Annotated in this window: 14 protein-coding genes, 3 tRNA genes and 1 CRISPR repeat array; of the genes, 8 read left to right on the top strand and 9 right to left on the bottom strand. The window is 67.5% G+C overall.

The annotated features are described in order from the left end of the window. Positions 1-77 precede the first annotated feature (77 nt). The 4 genes from TRAD_RS11130 to TRAD_RS11115 all read right to left on the bottom strand — a co-directional run bounded on the left by TRAD_RS11130 (position 78) and on the right by TRAD_RS11115 (position 3,532). On the bottom strand, positions 78-1,265 hold the full coding sequence (locus TRAD_RS11130) for a DUF418 domain-containing protein (protein ID WP_013178712.1): 1,188 nt from the start codon (positions 1,263-1,265) through the stop codon (positions 78-80). 47 nt (positions 1,266-1,312) lie between these two features. After that, the gene (locus tag TRAD_RS15370; RefSeq protein WP_049773107.1) at positions 1,313-1,783 is read right to left on the bottom strand and encodes a CPBP family glutamic-type intramembrane protease; all 471 of its coding nucleotides are present in this window, start codon (positions 1,781-1,783) and stop codon (positions 1,313-1,315) included. Next, positions 1,780-2,955: a DUF418 domain-containing protein gene (locus TRAD_RS11120; protein WP_013178710.1), complete on the bottom strand. Its 1,176-nt coding sequence runs from the start codon at positions 2,953-2,955 to the stop codon at positions 1,780-1,782. Before TRAD_RS11120 ends, TRAD_RS15370 begins: the two co-directional genes overlap by 4 nt. A gap of 94 nt (positions 2,956-3,049) precedes the next feature. Further along, complete coding sequence (locus TRAD_RS11115; protein ID WP_013178709.1) at positions 3,050-3,532, bottom strand: hypothetical protein; 483 nt, start codon at positions 3,530-3,532, stop codon at positions 3,050-3,052. 203 nt (positions 3,533-3,735) lie between these two features. Between TRAD_RS11115 and TRAD_RS11110 the strand changes: the two genes are divergently transcribed. From TRAD_RS11110 to TRAD_RS11100, 3 genes are read left to right on the top strand one after another with little or no spacing between them, the layout of a single operon-like run. Next, on the top strand, positions 3,736-4,320 hold the full coding sequence (locus TRAD_RS11110; protein ID WP_013178708.1) for a cob(I)yrinic acid a,c-diamide adenosyltransferase: 585 nt from the start codon (positions 3,736-3,738) through the stop codon (positions 4,318-4,320). 1 nt (position 4,321) lies between these two features. After that, complete coding sequence (locus tag TRAD_RS11105) at positions 4,322-5,110, top strand: ABC transporter substrate-binding protein (RefSeq protein WP_013178707.1); 789 nt, start codon at positions 4,322-4,324, stop codon at positions 5,108-5,110. After that, the gene (locus TRAD_RS11100) at positions 5,085-6,014 is read left to right on the top strand and encodes a cobalamin-binding protein (RefSeq protein ID WP_013178706.1); all 930 of its coding nucleotides are present in this window, start codon (positions 5,085-5,087) and stop codon (positions 6,012-6,014) included. Before TRAD_RS11105 ends, TRAD_RS11100 begins: the two co-directional genes overlap by 26 nt. Here the strand turns inward: TRAD_RS11100 and TRAD_RS11095 are convergent. Beyond that, positions 5,993-7,507, bottom strand: coding sequence for a WD40 repeat domain-containing protein (locus TRAD_RS11095; RefSeq protein ID WP_148221238.1), 1,515 nt, complete (start codon positions 7,505-7,507; stop codon positions 5,993-5,995). The two genes, TRAD_RS11100 and TRAD_RS11095, sit on opposite strands and share 22 nt — an antisense overlap. A 216-nt stretch (positions 7,508-7,723) precedes the next feature. On the opposite strand from TRAD_RS11095, the gene TRAD_RS11090 reads away from it, so the two are divergent. The 5 genes from TRAD_RS11090 to TRAD_RS11070 all read left to right on the top strand — a co-directional run bounded on the left by TRAD_RS11090 (position 7,724) and on the right by TRAD_RS11070 (position 13,269). Then, on the top strand, positions 7,724-9,100 hold the full coding sequence (locus TRAD_RS11090) for a ferredoxin reductase family protein (protein WP_221401603.1): 1,377 nt from the start codon (positions 7,724-7,726) through the stop codon (positions 9,098-9,100). Between the two features lie 55 nt (positions 9,101-9,155). After that, positions 9,156-10,103 carry a cytochrome c gene (locus TRAD_RS16535; RefSeq protein WP_013178703.1) on the top strand — a complete coding sequence of 316 codons (948 nt, stop codon included), beginning with the start codon at positions 9,156-9,158 and terminating at the stop codon, positions 10,101-10,103. A 222-nt stretch (positions 10,104-10,325) separates the two neighbouring features. Beyond that, the gene (locus tag TRAD_RS11080; protein WP_013178702.1) at positions 10,326-11,909 is read left to right on the top strand and encodes an aldehyde dehydrogenase family protein; all 1,584 of its coding nucleotides are present in this window, start codon (positions 10,326-10,328) and stop codon (positions 11,907-11,909) included. A 40-nt stretch (positions 11,910-11,949) separates the two neighbouring features. After that, positions 11,950-12,219, top strand: a complete 270-nt coding sequence (locus TRAD_RS16100) for a hypothetical protein (RefSeq protein ID WP_013178701.1) — start codon at positions 11,950-11,952, stop codon at positions 12,217-12,219. Between the two features lie 327 nt (positions 12,220-12,546). Further along, positions 12,547-13,269 (top strand): SIMPL domain-containing protein, encoded by a 723-nt coding sequence (locus TRAD_RS11070; RefSeq protein WP_013178700.1) that lies wholly within the window; start codon positions 12,547-12,549, stop codon positions 13,267-13,269. A gap of 89 nt (positions 13,270-13,358) precedes the next feature. Here the strand turns inward: TRAD_RS11070 and TRAD_RS11065 are convergent, their stop codons facing one another. The 4 genes from TRAD_RS11065 to TRAD_RS11050 form a co-directional block, all read right to left on the bottom strand. Then, a complete protein-coding gene (locus TRAD_RS11065; RefSeq protein ID WP_013178699.1) occupies positions 13,359-18,818 on the bottom strand; it encodes a DUF4011 domain-containing protein in 5,460 nt (1,819 codons plus the stop codon). A gap of 451 nt (positions 18,819-19,269) precedes the next feature. After that, a CRISPR array of direct repeats spans positions 19,270-20,221; the repeat unit is 36 nt; unit sequence GTTGCAAAAGGATCTGCCCCGTCAGGGGATTGAAAC. 169 nt (positions 20,222-20,390) lie between these two features. Next, positions 20,391-20,465, bottom strand: a tRNA-Thr gene (locus TRAD_RS11060). Positions 20,466-20,520: 55 nt separating this feature from the next. Next, positions 20,521-20,596 (bottom strand) — tRNA-Phe (locus TRAD_RS11055). 52 nt (positions 20,597-20,648) lie between these two features. Further along, a tRNA-Asp gene (locus tag TRAD_RS11050) sits at positions 20,649-20,724 on the bottom strand. Positions 20,725-20,782: the final 58 nt, after the last annotated feature.

Genomic DNA, 20,782 nt, shown 5'->3' with positions numbered 1-20,782 from the left:
CAACAGCACCGAGGACGAAATCGTGCTCCGCCAAGCGCGCCCCCGACGCCCAGGCCGGTCGGGGGCGCTTTTGAGGCTTAGACCCCCCGCCGCAGCGCCGGACGCGCTTGGTAGGTCAGAGCCCGCCAGACCCACTCGGCGAGCCCGTAGCGGTAGCGCTGCAACCAGAGGTTGCTGAGCACGATCTGCGCGGCGAAGAGCGCCAGGGTGAGCACGATGCCCCACGCCGGCCCGACGCGGCCGAAAAGCCCTAAACCGTAGGGGTAGAAGAGGAGCGTGCAGATCAGGGACTGCGCCAGGTAGTTGCTGAGGGCGGTGCGCCCGACGGCGGCGAGCGGCCCCAGACGCGCTTGCCACCGCGCGGCGCGCAAAAGCAGCGCGAGCCCCGAGAGGTAGGCGAAGCCGAGGGCGGGGCTGCCGATGGCGACGTCGAGCGCCTCGAAAAGCGGCGTGCTGCCCCCCCGGGCGAGCGCCGCGCCGCGCAGCAGCACGAGCGGTAGACCGACCGCGAGGGTCACCCCAAAGGTGCGGCGCAGCAGAGGCGCGTGCGCCTCGGGGTCCTGGAGCACCCCCCGCCGCCCGACGAGGAGCCCGAGCAGAAAGAGCGCCAAAATCTGCGGAAAGACCACGAGCAGGTTCGTGAGGTTGAGAAACAGCCAGCTGAGGCGCACGAGCGTCAGCTCGGCGTAGCTGCCCGTGCGGTAGAGCCCCTCGAGCTGCGCGAGGAGTTCGGGCGGCAGCGCGTTGCCACCGAAAAGGGTGAGCACGTAAAAGGCGATGAAGGTGTAGAGCGTCCCGCCCACGACCCATAGGAGCAGCGTCCGGTCCGAGCGGTTCCGAAAAGGGAGCAGCAAAAAGCCCACGAGCGCGTACGTGACCAAGATGTCGCCCAACCAGACGAAGACGGCGTGCAGCACCCCGATACCGAGCAGGACGAAAAGACGCCGCCGGTAGAGGGGCACGACCCCCTCGCCCTTGCGCAGCTGCAGCGCGAAGCCGAGGCCGAACAAAAAGGCGAAGATCGGGTAAAACGACCCCTCGGCGAAGGTGACGATCACCCACTCGGCGGCGCGCTCGAGGGGACCGAGACCGGGCGCGGCCAGCGGCGGGTAGAGCGGCGCAAGGTAGGAGAACATGAGCATGTTGACGAGCAACACGCCAAACAGGGCGAACCCGCGCAGGATGTCGAGGGTGACGAAGCGGGTTTCGGGGACGGCGGGGGCGAAGAGGGGGTCGGTCTTCGAGGGGGTGGAAGGGGCAGTCATGGCAGCTCCTTTCCCCTTTAAGCTAGCAAAGGCGGGGTGAGATGGGGCTATCCGAGCGCCGCCGCGCCCCCCCAGGGGAGCCAGACGCTCACCACCGCCCAGTGCAGCACCACGGGCGGCCAGAGCGACCCCGTGCGGCGGTAGAGGAGGCTGCAGAGCGCCCCCAGAAGGAGCGTCAGCAGCAAGAAGAGGGGGTTCAAAAAGACGTCCCGCGCCCCCCGCACGAAAAGGGCGTTGAGCGGGTGCGTGAGCACGTAGGCGCCGAGTGCGGGGAGCGCCCAGCGGGGTGGCGGGAGCACCCGAAAGAGGATCTCTTCAAGCGCGCTCGGTACGAAAAAGGCGCGCAGAACGACTCTCAGGGCCGCTCCGGGGGGGAGCGCGGCGGATGCCTCGAGCAGCCCACCCCAACGTCCCAGGGGCAGCGCGAGCGCGGCGAAGACCGCGAGCGCCAGGAGCGTCTCCCCCCAGCCCCGCACCCCCGGCCAGGTGCGGGCGGCGCGCACGAGGCGCGACCTCACGACCCCGCGCGCGCGTGGCGCAGCGGTTGGGGCGCGCCGTAGGTGAGGCTGCGCCAGACCCACTCGGCGGGGCCGAAGCGGAAGTGCCGCAACCAGAGGACGCTAAAGACCGCCTGCAGGGCGAAGATGGCGAGCGCCAAGGGGAGCGTGACGGTGAGGCCCAACTCCCCCCAGTAACCGAGCCCGTAACCGTTAAAGATGAGCGTGCAGATGAGCGACTGGGCGAGGTAGTTGCTGAGCGCCATGCGCCCCGCGGCGCCGAAAAAGCCGAGGCGCTGCCGCCACCGCGCGCGCGCCAGGAGCAGGTTCAAGAGGGCGAGGTAGACGAACATCAGCGCGGGCCCGCCGAGGGCGAACGAAAAGGCGAGCGAGAAGGGGTGCCGCGTCCCAGTGAGCAGCCAGGTGGCGTAAAACCCCTTGAAGATGAGCGCCAAGGGCAGGGCGGCGGCGAGCACCCAGAGCCAGAGGCGGCGGTTGGGGCGGGCGAAGACCTCGTGGCGTCCCGCCAGGAGCCCTAGGAGAAACAGCCACAACACGGTCGGTAGAAAGCTCGGGAAGTTGAGCACCTCGCGCCCGAGGAGGCGGAGCTGGTACGCGACGACCTCGGGGTACGTCCCCTCGCCGAAGGTCCGGTCGAAAGCGGCGAGCGTCAGCCACGGCGCGCGCCCCGCGAACCCGAGGTCCCAAAAACCCAGGTACGAACCGCTCGAGAGCGTGAAAAAGAGGGCGGCGCCGGCGATGACCACCCCGGTGCGGCGAAAGGCAAAGGGCGCGAGCACAAACCCCGCCGCCGCGTAGCTCAGCAGGATGTCGCCGTACCAGATCAAGCTCGCGTGGAGCGCGCCGATGCCCAAAAGCACCAGCAAGCGGCGGCGAAAGCGCGGCAGCGCCGCGCGCCCGCGCCGCAGCTGCAACGCGAAGCCGAGCCCGAAGAGAAAGGAGAAGAGGGCGTAGAACGCCCCCTGAAAAAAGGTGCGCACGGCGGCCTCGAGCCACCAGTTAAGCTCCCCCGGCCAGGTGCGGGTGAGTCCGAAGTACCCCGCCGGGGAGCTGAAAAACAGCATGTTGACGGTGAAGATGCCCAAGAGCGCGACGCCGCGCACGATGTCAATGACCGCGAGCCGCCCCTCGGGTGCGGTCGGGGCGTCGGGGGGGGTGGGGGGGGTGAGCACCCTTTAGTTTACGGGACGCCCGCGCGCGCCGCCACGCGCCCAGCGTGCACAAAAAAGGCGCGCTGAAACGTTTCAGCGCGCCCACGGGGAGCCTTTAGCGGCGGCGTCCGCCCAAGTACTTGCGCGCGGCGAGCGCGGCGAGCCCGGCGAGCGCGGCGCGGCCGCCGGTGGAGTTGAGCGGGTTGTTGGGGCCGAGGAGGCTCTCCAAGAGGTCCGGGTCCTCTTTCGAGGCGCGGCGGGTCATGCGCGCGAGTTCGCGCGGCGAGGTCGCCCGCTCGTCGTCGTAGTCGTCGCGGTAGCCTTGGTACCGGCGGCTCGGGTCGCGGGTCGCCTCTTGGTAGCGCCGCGCGAGCGCGCGGCGCTCCTCGGGCGTCATGCGCGCAAACACCTGCTCGTACTCCTCTTGCGCGTCGACCTCGTCGTCGTCCTCCATGTGGGCCATCAGCTCGCGGTAGCGGCGGGCGGCCTCCTCGTCGGAGATGCTGTTGGGGTCTTCGCGGTAGCGGCGCTCGAAGTCGCGGTAGTCGTCCTGGCGTTTAGGGTCTTGGTTGAAAAACTCGTTTAGCTTGTCGAACATGCTGCTCCTCCTACGGAGCGAGCGTAGCACCTTCTGCGGGCGCCAATTATAGTGCGGGCTGATATTGGCGCGTCCCCGCGAACGGCTGCCCCACGAGCTTTCCAGCGCTGACCGGCGCGCGGGTTCTAGCGTAGGGCGGCGGTGCTACCACCCGCGCGCCAGCGCAACGCCCCGACGCCCCGCCGTGGCGTACGCTAGGGGCTATGAAGATCTACACCCGCACCGGAGACGGGGGGACGACCGCGCTCTACGGCGGCGAGCGCGTCTCCAAAGACGCCGCCCGCGTCGAGGCGTACGGGACGGTGGACGAGGCGAACGCGCTACTAGGGCTCGCGCGCGCGCAGCTCGGGCGCTCGCCGCTAGGGGGCGACGATGACGTGGACGCGCTCTTAGACGCGCTGCAGCGCACCCTCTTCGAGGTCGGCACCGACCTCGCGACGCCTTTGAGCTCCAAGTACCGCGCCAACCTCGTCCCGCTGAGCGCGGCCGACGCCGAGGAGCTCGAGCGCCACATCGACCGCTTAGAGGCCGAGCTGCCCCCCTTAAAGGCCTTTATCCTCCCCGGTGGGCACCCGGCGGCGGCGAGCTTGCACCTCGCGCGCACGGTCGTGCGCCGCGCCGAACGCCGCGTCGCCGGGCTCGCCCACGAGGAGGCGGTGAACCCGCACGTCGGGGTCTACTTAAACCGCCTTTCTGACCTCCTATTCGTCCTCGCGCGCTTTGTCAACGTACGCTCGCAGACCCCCGAGACCCCGTGGCGCGCGCGGGAGCGCCCGCGGGAGGTGTGACGTGAGCCCTCGCGTGGTCTCGCTCGCCTGCTCGAACACCGAGATCGTCTGCGCGCTCGGCTGCGCGGACTTGCTCGTCGGCGTGGACAGCCACTCGGACCGGCCCGCCGAAGCCTTGGCCGGTCTGCCGCGCGTCGGGCCGGACTTGCAGATCGACATCGCGGCCGTGTGCGCGCTTCAGCCCGACCTGGTGCTCGCCTCGCTGACGGTACCGGGGCACGAGCGGGTGGTCGCGGGCCTCGAGGCGGCGGGGCTACGGTACCTCGCGCCCCAGCCCGTGAGCCTGGAGGACGTCTACGCCAGCATCCGCGAGATCGCGCACGCCCTGGGGGTAGCCGAACGGGGGGAGGCGCTCATCCATAAGATGCGCGCCGAGCTCGTCGACTGCAGCGCAGAGGCGGCGCCCAGCGTCCTCGTGCAGTGGTGGAACCGCCCGACGATCGCGCCGGGGCGCCGGAGCTGGGTGCACGACCTCTTGGTGCTGGCCGGCGCGCGCAACCCGCTCGGGGAAGAGGAGGTTAGGAGCCGCCCGCTCTCCGATGAGGAGGTCGCCGCGCTCGACCCCGACGCCATCGTCGTGTCGTGGTGCGGGGTCGACCCGCGCAAGTACCGCCCCGAGGTGGTGCGGCGCAACCCCGCGTGGCAAGGGGTGCGGGCGGTGCAGCGCGGGGCCGTGTTCTGCGTCCCCGAAGCCTACCTGGGGCGCCCCGGGCCGGGGCTCGTGGCGGGCTACCGGGCGCTCCGCGAGATCGTGGAGGTGGTTCGTGCGGATCGTCAGCCTGTTACCTAGCGCCTCGGAGATCGTCTGCGCGCTGGGACTTGGGGAGCAGCTCGTAGCGGTGTCGCACGAGTGCGACTTCCCCCCCGAGGTGCAGCGGCTGCCGCGCATCACGAGCAGCATCTTGCCGCACGACCTAGACGCGCGCGCGATCGACGAGGCGGTCTGTCGCGCGGTGCAGGAGGGGCGGGCGCTCTACAAGGTCGACGGCGACCTCTTGGCGCGCCTCAAGCCCGACCTCATCGTCACCCAAGGGGTGTGCGACGTGTGCGCGGTGAGCGTGGGGACGGTTCAGGAGACGCTGCAGTTTCTCCCCGACGTGCTCCCGGCGGGTACGCAGACGCTGAGCCTTAGCGGGACGAGCGTCGCGGGCGTGTGGCGTGACATCGGGCGCGTCGGGGCGGCGGCGGGCGTGCCGGAGCGGGCGGCGGCGCTTGTGGGCGAGCTTAAAGCGCGGTGGGAGCGCCTAGCGCGCCTCCCCAAACCGGCGCCGCGGCCGCGCGTGCTGATGCTCGAGTGGCCCGACCCGCCCTTTTACGGCGGGCACTGGGTGCCGGAGCAGGTCGCGGCCGCCGGCGGCGAGGACGCGCTGGGGCGCCCCGGCGAGGTCTCCGCGCGCGTCACCTGGGAGCGGTTGCTCGAGGCCGACCCCGACGTGATCGTGATGGTCGCGTGCGGCTACGACCTCGCGGCCAACCGCGCCTTCGCCGCGGCGCTCTACGAGCACCCCGAAGCGCGAACGCTGCGCGCGGTGCGCCGGGGCGCGGTGTGGGCCGCCGACGCCAACAGCTTTTTTAGCCGCCCCGCGCCGCGCCTCGTGGCGGGGGCCGAGGCGCTCGCGCAAGTGCTCGCCGCAAGGGACGTGCCCGGGGTCGCGGAGCGGGTGCAGGTGGCCTATTCGGCGCGCTCGAGGTAGAACGGGTAGAAGGCCGTGCTGGTCTCCCCGGCGATCTCGGCGTAGCCCTCCCACGACCCGAGCTTCTGGTGGCTGAGAGCTACACCGCCGGGGCGGCTTTCGGTTTCGTCCTGCTCCCAATCCTGAAAGCCGTGCAGCACCCAGGGGTAGCCCGCCAGCTCGAGCGTCAACTCGGCAGGATTCGGTAGGCGCGCCCGAGGCGCCAGGTACCGCTGCGCTTCGCTGCCCCGGACGGTGCCGGAAAAGGGCGCCCCGGCGCCCCCGTCGACGCGGACGGTGCCGGCGACGCGGTAGTGCTGCGCCGTCACGTAGGTGGGGGTGGCCTCTAGCTCGAGCCTGTGGAGCTCTCCGTTTTCAAAGTGGCCGACGGTGGCGAGGTCGTCGGCGCGCAGCAGCTTGGGCGCTCCGCTATCCTCGGGGATCTGGTTGTGTGGGGCCCCAGCGTCTGCGGGTTCGGCGGCGCCGACGACGAGCAGAAAACGCCCGTCGTCGCTCCACCGCACGGAGGCGGGGCCGTCGTGGTCGGCCAGCATGCGCCCACTTGCGACCTCGTAAACCTTCAGGGCCGCGCGCCCATTCGGGCGGAAGTGGCCGACCGCGAGCTGCTCCCCGCCCGGGCTCAGCGCCAGCGACTGGGTGTCGTGGGGCAGCGGGAGCACCGTTTCGGCCCGTGTCTGGAGGTCGATGACGCGCACCTTGGCGTCGCCGGTGAAAGCGAGCGTGCTGCCGTCCGCGCTCAAAGCGAGCGCCAGGCGTTGGGGCCAGCGGCTCGAGCCCGTAAAGGCGAGGTGCGCCGCGCCCGGCGCGCTCGCGTCGAGCGGGCTCCACACCTGGAGGTAAAAGGGTTGGTTGTCGTTCGCGTCCGTGTAGTCGCTGGTCAGCACCGCGAGGCGCTCCCCGCCTGGGCTCATGGCGAGCTCCTCGACGGTGCTGCCGGGGGCCTCGAGCACGCTGAGGAGCGCCCCCGCCTCCCCCTCGTAGAGGGCGACGCGTGGGCGGTCGCCGCCCGCGACGGCGAGGAGGTCGGCGCGGGCGCTCAGCTCGAGCCGCTGCAAGCACGCATAGCTGCAAGGCCCCAAAGCCGGACCGGCGTCCAGGCGGTAGCGCTCGGTGCCCGTCACCGTGTCCCAGAGCTGCACGCGGTCGAGGAAGAGGTTGGCGACGCGTGCGCCGTCGGCGCTGATGGCGACGTCTGCGGCGCCCGAGAAGAACGCTTCGTCGGGTAGCCTCCCCAGCCCCTTGACGGCCGTCTGGGTTTGAACGTCCCAGAGCTGCACGGCCGCGAGCCCGTCGCCCGCGCTCATCGCCAACAGGCGGCTGTCGGCGGAGAGCGCTATGGTAGCAGACGAGGTGCGGGCGTCCACGACCCCGCGGTAGCTGCCGCGGAGGATGCGCGGGTCATTGGCGAAGTCGAGCGCCTCCGGAGAGCCAATCAAGCAGCCCGCCAACCCCAGTAGGGGCGCAAGGGCCAACCTTGCAACCGAACGGTTCATGGATGAGCTTAGCATGAATGCGCCCCTTGCAGCCTCACGTGTCAGGAGCGTCCGCTCACTCGTCGTTGCCGTTACAAAGCGGGTGTGCTAGATTGAGGCATTCGGGTCTTCACAAGGGTCTTCGGGGGAGCCCTGGGGCGCGCGTCAAAATCGAGCGCCCTTCGGGGGGCCCCGCACCGCACCGGAAAGCGAGGTAGCGCGGCGATGAGGCGTGGGTTGTCGGGATTTTTCTGGCTTACGGCCTACTTGGTGGTGATCTTCGCGCCGCTCTTTTTCATGCTCGTCCGGCCGATTCCGTCCGGCCGCGACTTCGTCACGGAGCTCTCCATCGCGCTCGGCTTCGTGGGGCTCACGCAGATGGCGGTGCAGTTCGTGCTGATCGCCCGCTTTAAACGCGTCACCGCCCCTTACGGCATCGACCTCATCTTGCAGTACCACAAGCAGATCGCGGTCGTCGCCATTCTCCTCATCCTCGCGCACCCCGTGCTCCTGATGATCCAGCAGCCGTGGCGCTTAGAGCTCCTCAACCCGCTGCGCGGCAACTGGGCGAGCCGCTTTGCGCTCCTGTCAGTGCTCTGCTTGCTGCTCTTGTGGGGGCTGTCGGCCTTTCGCAAGCAGATCCGGATGAACTACGAGGCGTGGCGGCTCTCGCACCTCTTTCTCTCGGTCCTCGCCCTCGTGTCCGCGCAGATCCACGTCGCGCTCGCGGGGCTCTACACCAACACCTGGTGGAAGCACGCGCTCTGGATCGCCATGTCGGCCTTTTTCGTGGGCGTGGTGGTGTGGCTGCGCCTCATCAAACCGGCGCAGCAGCGGCGCCAGCCCTGGCGCGTCACCGCGGTGCGGCCGGAGCGCGGGGAGACCCACACCCTCGCCCTCGAGCCCGTCGGGCACAGCGGTTTTCGCTTTCACCCGGGGCAGTTCGCCTGGATCAAGGTCGACGCCTCGCCCTACACCATCGACGAGCACCCCTACTCGTTCTCGTCGTCGTCGGAGCGGGGGGGGCAGCTTGAATTCGGTATCAAAGAGCTCGGCGACTTCTCCGCCAACATCAAAAACGTCCCCGTCGGGGCGACCGCGTACGTCGACGGGCCGCACGGCGCGTTCTCCATCGACCGCTACCCCGCGACGGGGTACTTCTTCTTCGCCGGCGGCGTCGGTATCACCCCCTTTATGAGCTTTCTGCACACCATGGCCGACCGCGGCGACCCCCGCCCCGTGCTCCTTTTCTACGCGGGCAAGACCTGGGAGGCGCTCACCTACCGCGAGGAGATCGAGAGGCTTAGAGAGCTTCTCGACCTCGAGGTCGTCTACGTGCTCGAGGAGCCGCCCGAGGACTGGGAGCCGCCCAAGCCGCGCGTCCGCGCCCTCGGCGCGGGGACGTACGTGCTCGAGCCCCCCGAAGAGGCCCACAAGATCGAGGAGGGCTTCGTCACCGCCGACATCCTGCGCCGCCGCTTGCCGCAAGAGAGCATCCACCGCGAAGCCTTTATCTGCGGCCCCGCACCCTTTATGGACGCCGTTCGCGACGCCTTGCTCGAGGTCGGCGTGGACGCAGAGCACATCCACATGGAGCAGTTCGACCTCGTCTAGGCGTCTTTTAGGCGTCCGGTTGGGCGCCTAAGGCGGCTGCAGCGCTGGGGGAAGTATGCGCCACATCTACGCTAACCGCACCGTCTACCTCATCGCCGCCCTTTTGGTGCTCGTCTCGCTGCTCTTCGCGTGGCTTAGGAGCGCGCAGGTCATCTTGACGACCGAAAGGACTGTCGACGCGCTCTTTGCGGGCGCGACCAGCTTAGAGGCGTTCGACTGGGAGGCGCTGGGGGAGCACTCGTACGCTGTAAACTGCCGCGCGTGCCACGGCTCCGAGGGCCGCGGTTGGGGCGCCTACCCGGGGCTGCGCACCCTCGGCCCGCTCTTTAACGCCGAGGGGGGGCGGGAGTACCTGCTTCACGTGACCCTGCACGGCCTCGCGAGCCCGCGCCACACGGCGCCCATGCCGCAGTTTCTCAACCTGCCCGACGCGGAGGTCGCGGCGGTGAACAACTTTATCCTGACGCGCTGGGGCAACGAGGGGGCGGTCGACCCCGAAGACCTCTACCTGCCGAGCGACGTGACGCCCCTGCGCGAGCCCACGCTCTCGCCGTGGGACGTCAACGAGCTCAGGGGCGAACTCGACGCTGCGGGTATCGCCGAGGTGCCCGAGCCCGTGCTCGCGAGCGCGGGGTTCGACTGGCAGGCGCGCGGGGCGGAGCTCTTCGAGGAGCGCTGCAGCGGTTGCCACGTCACGGTGCCGCAGACGCCCGCGCTGCTGCAGGCGGCGGGGGGGCGCGAGTACCTGCGCAACCTGCTCCTCTACGGGCTCGCCGGGGAGCTCGAGCACCCCGCCTTCGATGACCTGAGCGACGAGGACGCGGCGGCGGTTCTCAACCAGACGGTGGTCACCGCGCCGGAGGCCGGCGACCTGCCCGAGGACACGCAGCTCTTTACCCCCGAAGAGCTCGCCGAGGCGCGCGAGACGCCCGCTGACCCCGAGGAGGTCGCGGCGCAGCGGCCCGCGTTGGAAGACGAAGACGCGGACGAAGACGGCGAGTAGCGCGCGAGGGGTCTCGGTCCGCACCCTCTGGGGCGTAGGCGCTAGCCAGGGGCCGCGGACCGCACCCTTGCGCGCTCACCGCTCACCATAGCTGCGTCGGGGACGCCCACAGCGACGGCCGCCGCAACCGCCAGCAGCTATCGGTCGCCACCCATAGCCACCGCGATACGCGGGGGGCGGCGTAGAGCCCTGTGATAGCATCGGTTGACTTTGGAGGAGCCTATGTCACAGGTGCAGTCTCAGGTGAAGACCTTTGGAAACCTTATCGGCGACCGCGAGGTGGGGAGCGAACAGACCTTCGCGTCGCGCAACGCGTCGGAGCTCTCGGACGTCTTGGGCCACTTTCCCGAAGCGACCAAGGAGCAGGTGCGCGAAGCCTGCTTGGTCGCCCGCGAGGCGTTTAGGAGCTGGTCGAAGACCCCCGCACCGGTGCGCGGCGAGCTCATCGGCACCATCGGCAAGGCCCTCGAGCGCGAAAAGGAGGCGCTAAGCCGCCTCGCGACGCGCGAAATGGGCAAAACCCTCAAAGAGGCGCGCGGCGACGTGCAAGAGGCCATCGACACCTGCCACTTCTTTCAGTCCGAGGGGCGCCGCCTCTACGGGCAGACCGTCCCCTCGGAGATGCCCAACAAGGACCTCCTCACCTACCGCCGCCCCCTGGGGGTGGTCGGCGTCGTCACCGCCGGCAACTTCCCCGTGGCGGTGCCCGCCTGGAAGCTCATCCCGGCCCTTTTGACGGGTAACACGGTCGTCTGGAAGCCCTCGGAGGACGCGCCCGCGTGCGCCTACGCCCTGGTCAAGCTGATGCACGAGGCGGGGCTGCCGGCGGGCGTCTTAAACCTCGTCTTCGGCGGCGGCAAGGGCGGGGCGGGGGAGCACCTTATCGCGATGATGGACGAGGGGCTACTAAACAAGTTCGCCTTTACCGGTTCGACGGCGGTGGGCCGCGAGATCGGGGCGATCGCGGGGCGCAACCTCCTACACCCGACGCTAGAGCTCGGCGGCAAAAACCCCTTGGTGGTGATGCGCGACGCCGACTTAGGCAACGCCGTTGCCGGCGCGCTCTGGGCGTCTTTCGGCACCGGCGGGCAGCGCTGCACCTCGGCGGGCAACCTGATCCTTGACGCGCCCATCTACGACGCGTTCAAGGCGCGCTTTTTGGAGGCCACCCGAGAGATCAAAATCGGCGACCCCAACAAGCACGAGGACGTCCTCTACGGTCCCTTTATCAGCAAGAAGTTTTTTGAGCGCTGGCTCGAGCACTACGCGTGGGGCCACGAGGACGGGGCGACGAAGCTCTACGGGGAGGGTCGCATCACCCCCGACAACCGCCCCGAAGGCTTCGTCGGCGACCCCGAAGCGAGCTTTTACGGCTGGCCGACCGTCTGGGAGGGCGTCACCCCCGAGATGCGGCTCTTTAAGACCGAGATCTTCGGGCCGACCATCAACCTCGTCAAGGTCGACGGCTTCGACGAGGCCATCGCGACCGCCAACGCGGTCGACTACGGCCTCTCCTCGGCCATCTACACGAATAACCGCCTCTGGGCGCACCGCTTTAAAGAGGAGATCCAGGCGGGGATGACCTCGATCAACAACTCGACGACGGGCGCCGAGGCGCACATGCCCTTCGGCGGCATCAAGGGTTCGGGCAACGGCACCCGCGAGTCGGGGATCTGGGTGATCGACAACTACACCTACTGGCACGGGGTCAACGACGACGTCTCGGGCAAGCTGCAGCTCGCGCAGATGGACACGGCCTACATCGCACCGAAAGCGCCGGTAAACGTCACCGAGCTCTTCGCTTAAACCTGCCCGAGCGGCGTAAGGGCGCGTTACGGAGGCGGTGATGGCCCGGGCGTTGGAGGACGTGCGGCGGCAGCTCGGGGCGCTCAAGGGGGACGCGCAGAGGCTTCTGCAAGGGGTGCCGGAGCAAGGGCTCTGGCACCCGCCGCCGGAGGGGGGCCATCTCGCGCACCTCAACGTCACCGGGCGGCGCTACGCCGCAAGCTGCGCGCGGCGATCACCGAGGCGCAGCGAAAGGGGCTGCGCGGCGCCGGGCCGTTTCGCTACGGGCTGCTGGGCGGCCTTGTCATCCGCTCGCTCGAGCCGCCGGTAAAGCGCAAACTCACCGCACCCAAAGCGTTCGTTCCCGTCGCGGCAGCCCGTGAGGAGGTCGTAACGCCCTTTTGGGCCCTGCAAGACGAGCTCTGGGAGCTCACGAGGGGCTTGATCTCGCCCGCGTGAAGGTCACGTCACCGGTCACGCGGCTTCTGCGCTCGAGCGCGTTTGGGGCCTTCGGCGTCGTTTTGGCGCACGAGCGGCGCCACCTCTGGCAGGCGGCGCGCGTCAAGGAAGCGCTAAGGCAACTGTAAAGGGCGCCTAAAGGGCACGCCGGACGGTTTTCATCTTGAACCGGTATACTCGGGAGCGAAAAGGAGTCCTCATGATGCGTTCGGCTATGCTGTGCCTGCTTCTCGTCCTCCCCGTCGCTGCCGCCCAAGGGGTCGTGGCGGGAGCCATCGCCCCCGTAACCCCCCCTACGGGCCCTGCCGGCATCACCGTCACGGCAACCGGCACCGCCTACGGCGAACCCGACAGGGCGAGCTTTGACGCCGGCGTCTTGGCCACCAACCGCGACGTGCAAGCGGCGCTCGACGAGGTCAACGAGCGGGTCGAACGCCTCATCAACACCTTGCAGGGGGCGGGCATCGCCCCCGAAGACATCCGCACGAGCAACTTCGCGGTCTTTCCCGACCAAGCGTACCGCCCCGACGGCACCCCCGGCGAGCTGCGCTACCGCGTAACGAACACCGTGAGCGTGACCGTGCGCGACACCGAACAGCTGGGGGAGCTCCTCAGCGCGAGCGTCGAGGCCGGCGCGAACGAGATCTGGAACGTCACCTTCGGCATCTCGAACCGCGCGGCGCTCGAGAGCCGCGCCCGCGAGGAGGCGATGCAGGCGGCGCGCGAGCGCGCGCAGCAGCTCGCTTCGCTGAGCGGCGTGCGCCTGGGCGTCGTGACGCGGGTTGTCGAGGGGCCGCTGCCGGATGCCGGCATCCCTCTGCCTGCTGCCCGCGCCGAGTTCGCCTCCGACGCCAGCGTGCCCATCGCGAGCGGTCAGCTCGCGGTGACCGTCACCCTGCAGGTGACCTTTGGGATCGAGTAGTGGCCGCGTGACCTAGCGGCCACGCACCCGCTACGGGTCCCCCGACGATTGACAAAAGGCGTCTGACAAAAGGCGTCCTCGCAGACGCGCTACCCCGTTTTGTGGATCTCGAGGACGATCACTTCGGTGGTCCCCAAGGGCAGGTGGATGGTGGCGACCTCGTTCACCCGCTTGCCCAGCAGGGCCCGCGCGACCGGCGTTTGGTAGTTGATGATGCCCATCTCGGGTTTGCTCGTGCCCACGGTGATCTGCACGGTAAACACTTGCCCAAGGTCGTTGGCGTCGCAGTAGCGGACGAAGTCGCCGACCCGGACAACCGCGCCCTGCGGCTTTCCGGGCGCTTTCGGTGCCGGCGCCTTCGGTTTGCCATTGGGTGGCGCAGGTAAGGAGGTGCGGCGCGGCACCCCGCTGGCTGGCGTCCCCTGAGCCGCGGTCTTGCGGGCCAGTTGGTCGAGGTAGGCCCGCAGCTTTTTGGTTTCTTTGTCGGGGTTGGAAAACCAGTCGGTCGACCAGATCCGGTACACGTGCCACCCTAGGCGCTCGAGCACCTCCTGGCGCAAGCGGTCCCGGTCGCGCGCGGCTTTGCTCGAGTGATAGGTGGCGCCGTCGCACTCGATCGCCGCCAGGTAGGACCCCGCCGCGTGCGGGTGGTGCACCGCGAGGTCGACGAAGTACCCCGCTACCCCTACCTGGGGTGTGGCTTCGTACCCCGCGCGTCGAAGGCACGCCATCACCATGACTTCAAAGTCCGAATCGGGTTCGCGACCGGTCGGGGTCCCCGTCTCCAACCTGCCGGTCGCGGCGTACTCGAGGTAGTCGCGCAGGGCGCGCACCCCTTGGCGCGACTCCGGCGTGACCCTGATGTCGCCCGGCTTGAGCGAGGTAAAGACGCGCACCTGACACTTGGCGCGGGTGAAGAGCACGTTGAGACGGCGGTGCCCCCCTGCGCTGTTAATCGGGCCGAAGCGCTGCGCCACCGTTCCCCGCGCGTCGGGGCCGTAGACGGTCGAGATAAAGATGACGTCGCGCTCGTCTCCCTGGACGTTCTCGAGATTTTTGACGAAAAAGGGCTCGAGCGAACCCTCCCAGCGCTCGAGGTAGCGCTGAGCGGCCCGATCTTTGGCGATGGCGCGGTCGAGCTCCTCTTCGAGGGCGTCGCGTTGCGCTTGGTTGAGGGCGACGATCCCCAAGCTGCGCTGCGGGTGCTCTTGCATAAAGCGCAGCGCCGCCTCGGTCACGGCGGTGATCTCCTTGCGGTTGACCCGCACCTGCGCCTGATAGGTGCCCCCGACGAAGGTGCTGGTGACGCCGTAGGTGCGCGCGTCGCGCACGGGGGAGGGGAAGACGATCAGGCTGTTGTCGTAGAAGTGGCGGTTGGAGAAGGCGATGAGGTCTTCGTGGCGCGAACGGTAGTGCCACAGTAGCCGCCTAGCGGGTCGGTAGACGGCTAGGGCGAGGTCGAGGATCGACTCCGCCTCCACCGTCTCCTCATCCTCCTCGTCGGGGGTGTCGCTGCGTTCGAAAAAGGTCGTCGGGGGGAGCTGCTTGGTGTCGCCGACGACGACCAGCTGCTCGGCGCGTGCGACCGCGCCGATGGCGTCCTCCGGTTTCATCTGGGAGGCTTCGTCGATGATGATGAGGTCAAACTCGAGGCTGCCCGGCGGGAGGTAGTGACCGATGGACAGAGGCGACATCATAAAGCACGGTTTCAACTCCTGGATGGCGGTGCCGGCACGGCTGAGGAGGTTGCGCAGGGCGATGTGGCGTTTTTTCTTGCTGCGCTCGTGCTCGATGAGCGCGCGCTCGGTGTAGCTCTTTTTGGGGCCGGCGCCCACGCCCCACGTGACTGGTTTGTGTGCCAGCTCGGCCGCGAGCTTGCGGCGCTGCAGCTCGAGCGTGCGCCGGTCGAGCTCCGCGAAGCGCTCGCGGAGCTGCATGTGGCGTTCGCCGGAAACGTCGCTGAGCACCGGAAAGCGGTCGTAGGCGATTTTGGTGAGGGCCCGAGCCACGGCGTACTCAAAGGCGGCCGCGGGGTCGGCGAGGTCGCGTTGGGAGGAGGGCAGAAAGGCTTGGAGGTGGAGCGCGCGCGCCCGTCGGTGCGCCCGCAAGTACTGGACCCACCCGTCGAGCGCCTCGCTAGCGGCCCCCGCCGCCTCCAGGCGGCGGATGGCGGCGGCGAGCGGCAGCTCCGGCAGCGCCCGCCCGAAGAACGTGGTCTCCTCGAGCTGGGCGAGGTCGTTGGCGCGCTCCGCGGCGCGCGCTTCGTCGTGAAGCTGCGCGACCAGCACCGCGCGCAGCTCGCGCAGGCGCGTGGCTTCAGCCCGGTAGGCGTCTGTGAAGAGGCGCGTTTTGAGCGCGGCGGGGAGCTCGAGCGCCCGGACGCGCTCAACGGTCGTGAGGAGGCTGGCGAGCATCTCGGGGTCGGTCTTGACGCCCCGGTCGAGCGCCCCGAGAAACGACCGGGAGGCTGCTTGCGCCGCCAGCTCGGCGCGCAGAGCGTGGAGGTCCAGGGCGTCTCGCGCAAGCGGCTCGAGCGACGACAAAGCGAGCTGGGGGTCGAGCGCGAGAGCGTGCAGCTCGGCCGCGAGCGCTTCTAACCGTTGCACCCTCGTGCTCAGCGTTTCGGCGAAGTCGGTCAGCGGTTGCGTCTCGCGGCCGCTCAGCGCCTGGGCGACGCGTTTGAGCGCTGCGTAGTCCGGTGAGGCGCTGAGCAGGCGCGCCGCCTCTAACGCCGTGCTCGGCCCCTTGAGCAGCTGGGTGCAAAGGGCCGACAGGAGGGGGCTCGTCGGCTGAAGGTGCAGCCGCACCGCTTCGGCAAAGCGCGTGACCGCTAGAAGGTCGGCGGTGGGGGTATCGAGCCCCTCGGCGAAAGGACCGGCGAGGTGGTGGAGGGCGGGGTCGTTGGCAAACGCCTGAAGCTCGTGCAGGTGACTAGCCAGAGCCTCCAGCTCGTCGGCCATCGTTCGCGTGGGCAGACGGACGTCCTCGCGGCGCAGCCCCCGGTACGCCTGCTTCGCCTCGCGCACCCGTTGGTTGAAACAGGAGAAGAGACCGGCCCCTCGTAGCGCCTGAGCGTGTTGCCGGAGCGCCTCCGCTTGACCCACGTCAGCGGGGATGTGGAAGATGGGTTTGAGCTCCGTGTGCGTTTCCCGCAGCGCCGCCAAGCGGGCGTCCAGGCGCTCGAGCGCGACGCTGCTCCCCTCCTCGAGCAGCGCCGGACGCCGCAGCTTCAGCGTGGTGTCGGTGGTCTGGCCGATCAGCTCGACGGCGGTGACGAGCCCTTTCAGCTCCCCCAGCACGGTGGGCGGAGCGACGCCCAGGGTCTGAGCGAGGTCCTGAACGAGCCCCCGGATGCGGCCGTGCGTGTCCAGGTCGGCTCGAGCCTGCGCCACCATGTGCGGCAGCTCCCCGACACGCTCGTCGTCGAGGGCCAGCTCAGCGCACAGGGTGTGAGCGGCGCTGAGTAGCGCGGGATGATCGAGCAGGTGATCGGGGTTCGTGCTCGCACAGGCGAGGTTGGCGTACCGCTTCTGGAAGCTCAGCAGGCGCTGCTGAAAGGTTCGTGCGACCTCCTCGCGCGCAGCCGACGCCCCTACCCTCATCAGGCTCGGTTCGAACGGCAGGCTTTCAGGTGCGGGCAGCCCAGCTAGCTGATCGGTGAGGTGCGTGATCCTATCGAGGGTGTACTCGTCGGCGTCTTCGAGCCCTAGCGTCTGAAGCGTCTGGTGCAACGCCTGCAGGGTGCTCGACCACTGCCGCAGCGCAGCTAGCAGCTCGGCTTGTGCGAAGGGGGGCAGGTCAGCGTTGTTGACCCCGTAAAAGGGGTGCGTGCGGGCGCTGCCGTAGGCCTGTGTCAGCTCCGCGTGCAGACGGTTGAGGAGCGTCAGCGTATCCTTGGCCTCGGCGAGCTGCGCCTGTGTGAGCGCCTCGGCGTCCTGCAAAGCGACGTCCGGCAAGCTGCTGGGGGCGTTCTGCGCGGCCTGAAAGCGCTGCTGGAACCACAAAAGGTCGTGGACCGTCTTGCGCAGCGCCCCGACCTCGGCGTTCATCGCCTCGGCGTAGGCCGTAAGGCGTCTTTTAAGGTCGTTTAACTCCGCCAAGGCTTCGTCGAGCTCGGCGGGAGGGGGGATGCGGTGCTGCAGATCCAACCGTTTACCGAGCGCGTCGAGCACCTCGGTTTTTTTCGCTTTGGTCGAGTGGAGCTCGAGACAGAACTCGCCCAACCCAGCGTCGTCGAGGCGTTTTTTGACGACCTCGAGCGCGGCGATCTTCTCGGCGACGAAGAGGACGCGCTGCCCCTTGGCGAGGGCGGCGGCGATGATGTTGGTGATCGTCTGCGACTTACCGGTGCCCGGCGGACCTTCGATGGCCAGGTTGGTGCCGCGCATGACGTCGACGACGGCGCTAAACTGCGAAGCGTCGGCGTCCGTGATGAGCAGAGGAACCTGACGGGAGATGGCGGGTGCGTCGGTATCGTAGACCTCCGAGAAAAAAGGGGCGTCGCGGTCGGTACCCGTTAACAGCTCCCTTACAGCTGGGTGCGCTGTCAGCGGTCGATGGGAGGGCCACTTGCTGGGGTCGAGATCGTGGTACATGGCGAGGCGGGCAAACGAAAAACGCCCGACGGTGACGAAGCGTCTAACACGCCACCTGGGTTTATCTCGGATGATCTTAGTGACGGTTTCAAAGTACGCTTCAGGACCCTCGTCACCCTCCAAGGGCGGTAACAAGAGGTTGAAGTCGCGTCCCAGCCGCTCGTTGAGGGTGACGTTGACGACCGTCTCCTCACCCATGCTGCTGATCGAGAAGCGGTACGTTGAGCCCTGCAGGGTGCGTTGCAGTTCGACCGAGTGCAACAGCAGGGGCGACAGGATGGGCCGATCCGACGCGTCGCTCTCGTACCACTCGAGAAAGCCGAAGACGCAGTAGAGCGTGTTGATCCCCAGCTCTTGAAGGCTGGTGCGCGCGTAGGTGAGGAGCCCGCCGAGTTTTCTCTCGAAAGCCTCGGGCAGCAGGAGCGTCTGAATCTCCGCGTTAAGGCGCTCCGTGGGCACGAGGGCCTGCCGATGCCTAGCCGACAGGTCGTAGCTCGGGTCGATGCCGTTTTCCCGCGCCCAGTCGCTCAGTGTGGGGCGCTCCTTTTTAGGGCGTTCGGGTAGCCCCAAGGTCTTTCTCAGGCGATCTCTCAGCGCGCGCTCGGCCTCGGCCAGCTTCGCCTCCGGAGGGTCGTCCCCGAGCGCCTCGAGCGCGGCCAAGTACGCCTCATCCGACAGCTTGGCCTCGCGCAGCGCCGTCACGAAAGCGTCGCTTCGCTCGTCGGCGGGTTCGTCCTCGAGGGGTGGAAGGGCGACGAAGGTTAGCGAGCGCCCTTCGATAAGCTGGTTGAAGAGAATGTCCGGAGCGGCGTCGATGACGCGCACGTGGGTGCGAGCCCGGTCGCTATGCTTAAACGCAATCAGAGGGTTGCTGCTGCGTAGGTCGAGCAGTCTGGTCCGTAGCTGCTCGATCTGGTGTGCTGCGAGGTCATCGGCAGTTGTAGAAGTGTTCATGAGCTCTTCTCCGGGCTTTGCGATCCACGTCGGCTAATCAGGACGCTCCGCTGGTGTGGTAGTCGGGACGTCAAGGGCTACGCCGTACTGGTTACCCAGCTGCTGCGCTCTACCTTTCGCCAGCGTCACTGAGCGCACTTGAATGACTCCAAAGTAACATAGAGGCGCAAACGCCAAGTCTTAAATAGCGAGCAACCCGCCAGCGCCCCATAAGCTGCATAACCCCGCAGCATATGTTATTCTTATACCGTCACGCCCCCCACCGTGACGCGCACCTTGACAATCTGTGTTAACGCAAGAACGTTTCAGCGTTTGTCAGTCGCCCTTAGCGGTTATCCACAGCCCGCACCTCGTCCTTTTGGAGTTATCCACAGGCCAAGCTGTGGATAACTTGAGGGATGTCAAATGACCCTCAAAAACCCCTTGCCAGACGGGCCTCCCAGAGGGTAGAGTTACAAAAGGATCTGCCCCGTCAGGGGATTGAAACCATGGTTTTACAAGACGGTGCGCCCAGGGCGGTTGCGTTTGTTACAAAAGGATCTGCCCCGTCAGGGGATTGAAACCGGCGCATGTTGGTGATGTCCTGCCAGCTACCCTCGACGAGTTACAAAAGGATCTGCCCCGTCAGGGGATTGAAACGGGTGGTGCTTGAGGACCAGGCGCTTGAAAGCGGCGCGCAGGTTACAAAAGGATCTGCCCCGTCAGGGGATTGAAACCTTACGCGGCTCTCCTCGACGCGGGTGAGTATGACGGAGCGGTTACAAAAGGATCTGCCCCGTCAGGGGATTGAAACCGGCAGGTGTCGGTAGTGTCGCGAAGGTGAGGAGCGTCTGGTTACAAAAGGATCTGCCCCGTCAGGGGATTGAAACTGGCTTTTTCTGAACGCCAGGATAGCCATCTTATGCCTCCAGTTACAAAAGGATCTGCCCCGTCAGGGGATTGAAACTAACTGGGTGTGGCGTGAGGTTTACGAACATGAATTTCCCTGTTACAAAAGGATCTGCCCCGTCAGGGGATTGAAACACAAACGAGGTTGCGCCCCCCTCAGATGTCCCCTCCGATGGGTTACAAAAGGATCTGCCCCGTCAGGGGATTGAAACCGTTTCGTAGCGCCCGGCCTGAGCTATGACCACAGGTTCGTGTTGCAAAAGGATCTGCCCCGTCAGGGGATTGAAACAAGAGACGCATAAAAAGGGGGAACCGAAAGACGAGGGAGGTTGCAAAAGGATCTGCCCCGTCAGGGGATTGAAACGAGCCACCGGGTCCTACCGGTGGCGGTGCTGTGAACGTGAAGTTGCAAAAGGATCTGCCCCGTCAGGGGATTGAAACAATCACAGTTGAGCTGCCTACAGAAGACCTTTGCCCTAGTTGCAAAAGGATCTGCCCCGTCAGGGGATTGAAACCCGTCAATGGCTTCTAGTGCGGCCATCGGGAGGCGGGTAAGCTCCACTCCTTAGCAGAGTGGATCGTTGGCCGCAACCAGTAGGTGCAAAGAAGCAGTACGTGTAACCAAAAAAAGCACCCGCCACCTTGGGCGGGTTTTACTTTTGCCGTCTCCGACGGGCTTTTTCTTGGAGCCAATGGTCGGATTTGAACCGACGACCTATCGATTACGAATCGATTGCTCTACCACTGAGCTACATTGGCACGCGCTAGAGGTATCACCCTAGTCGAGCGATGATACCCGGATGCCTAGCACTTGTGGTGGCCAGAGGCGGGATCGAACCGCCGACACTACGATTTTCAGTCGTATGCTCTACCAACTGAGCTATCTGGCCAAGGCGTCGGCATCGTTGGCGTGCAAACTCTCGCCGATGCCGACGGGCTTTTTGGCGGAGCCGACGGGATTTGAACCCGCGACCTTCTGCGTGACAGGCAGATATGCTAACCCCTACACTACGGCTCCACACGCTCGCCCACCTGAGCGGGCAAGCGGCATGATACCGGAGTCACGGGGTGCTTGT

This window comes from Truepera radiovictrix DSM 17093 (assembly GCF_000092425.1).
GTDB lineage: Bacteria > Deinococcota > Deinococci > Deinococcales > Trueperaceae > Truepera > Truepera radiovictrix.
This window is presented reverse-complemented; position numbering and strand designations above follow the sequence as displayed.

Bases quoted from the DNA above. Each gene is read 5' to 3' on its own strand.
- TRAD_RS11110 (WP_013178708.1), top strand. From the start codon at position 3,736: ATGAAGATCTACACCCGCACCGGAGACGGGGGGACGACCGCGCTCTAC.
- TRAD_RS11065 (WP_013178699.1), bottom strand. From the start codon at position 18,818: ATGAACACTTCTACAACTGCCGATGACCTCGCAGCACACCAGATCGAG.
- TRAD_RS16535 (WP_013178703.1), top strand. From the start codon at position 9,156: ATGCGCCACATCTACGCTAACCGCACCGTCTACCTCATCGCCGCCCTT.
- TRAD_RS16100 (WP_013178701.1), top strand. From the start codon at position 11,950: ATGGCCCGGGCGTTGGAGGACGTGCGGCGGCAGCTCGGGGCGCTCAAG.
- TRAD_RS11095 (WP_148221238.1), bottom strand. From the start codon at position 7,507: ATGAACCGTTCGGTTGCAAGGTTGGCCCTTGCGCCCCTACTGGGGTTG.
- TRAD_RS11070 (WP_013178700.1), top strand. From the start codon at position 12,547: ATGATGCGTTCGGCTATGCTGTGCCTGCTTCTCGTCCTCCCCGTCGCT.
- TRAD_RS11115 (WP_013178709.1), bottom strand. From the start codon at position 3,532: ATGTTCGACAAGCTAAACGAGTTTTTCAACCAAGACCCTAAACGCCAG.
- TRAD_RS11130 (WP_013178712.1), bottom strand. From the start codon at position 1,265: ATGACTGCCCCTTCCACCCCCTCGAAGACCGACCCCCTCTTCGCCCCC.
- TRAD_RS11080 (WP_013178702.1), top strand. From the start codon at position 10,326: ATGTCACAGGTGCAGTCTCAGGTGAAGACCTTTGGAAACCTTATCGGC.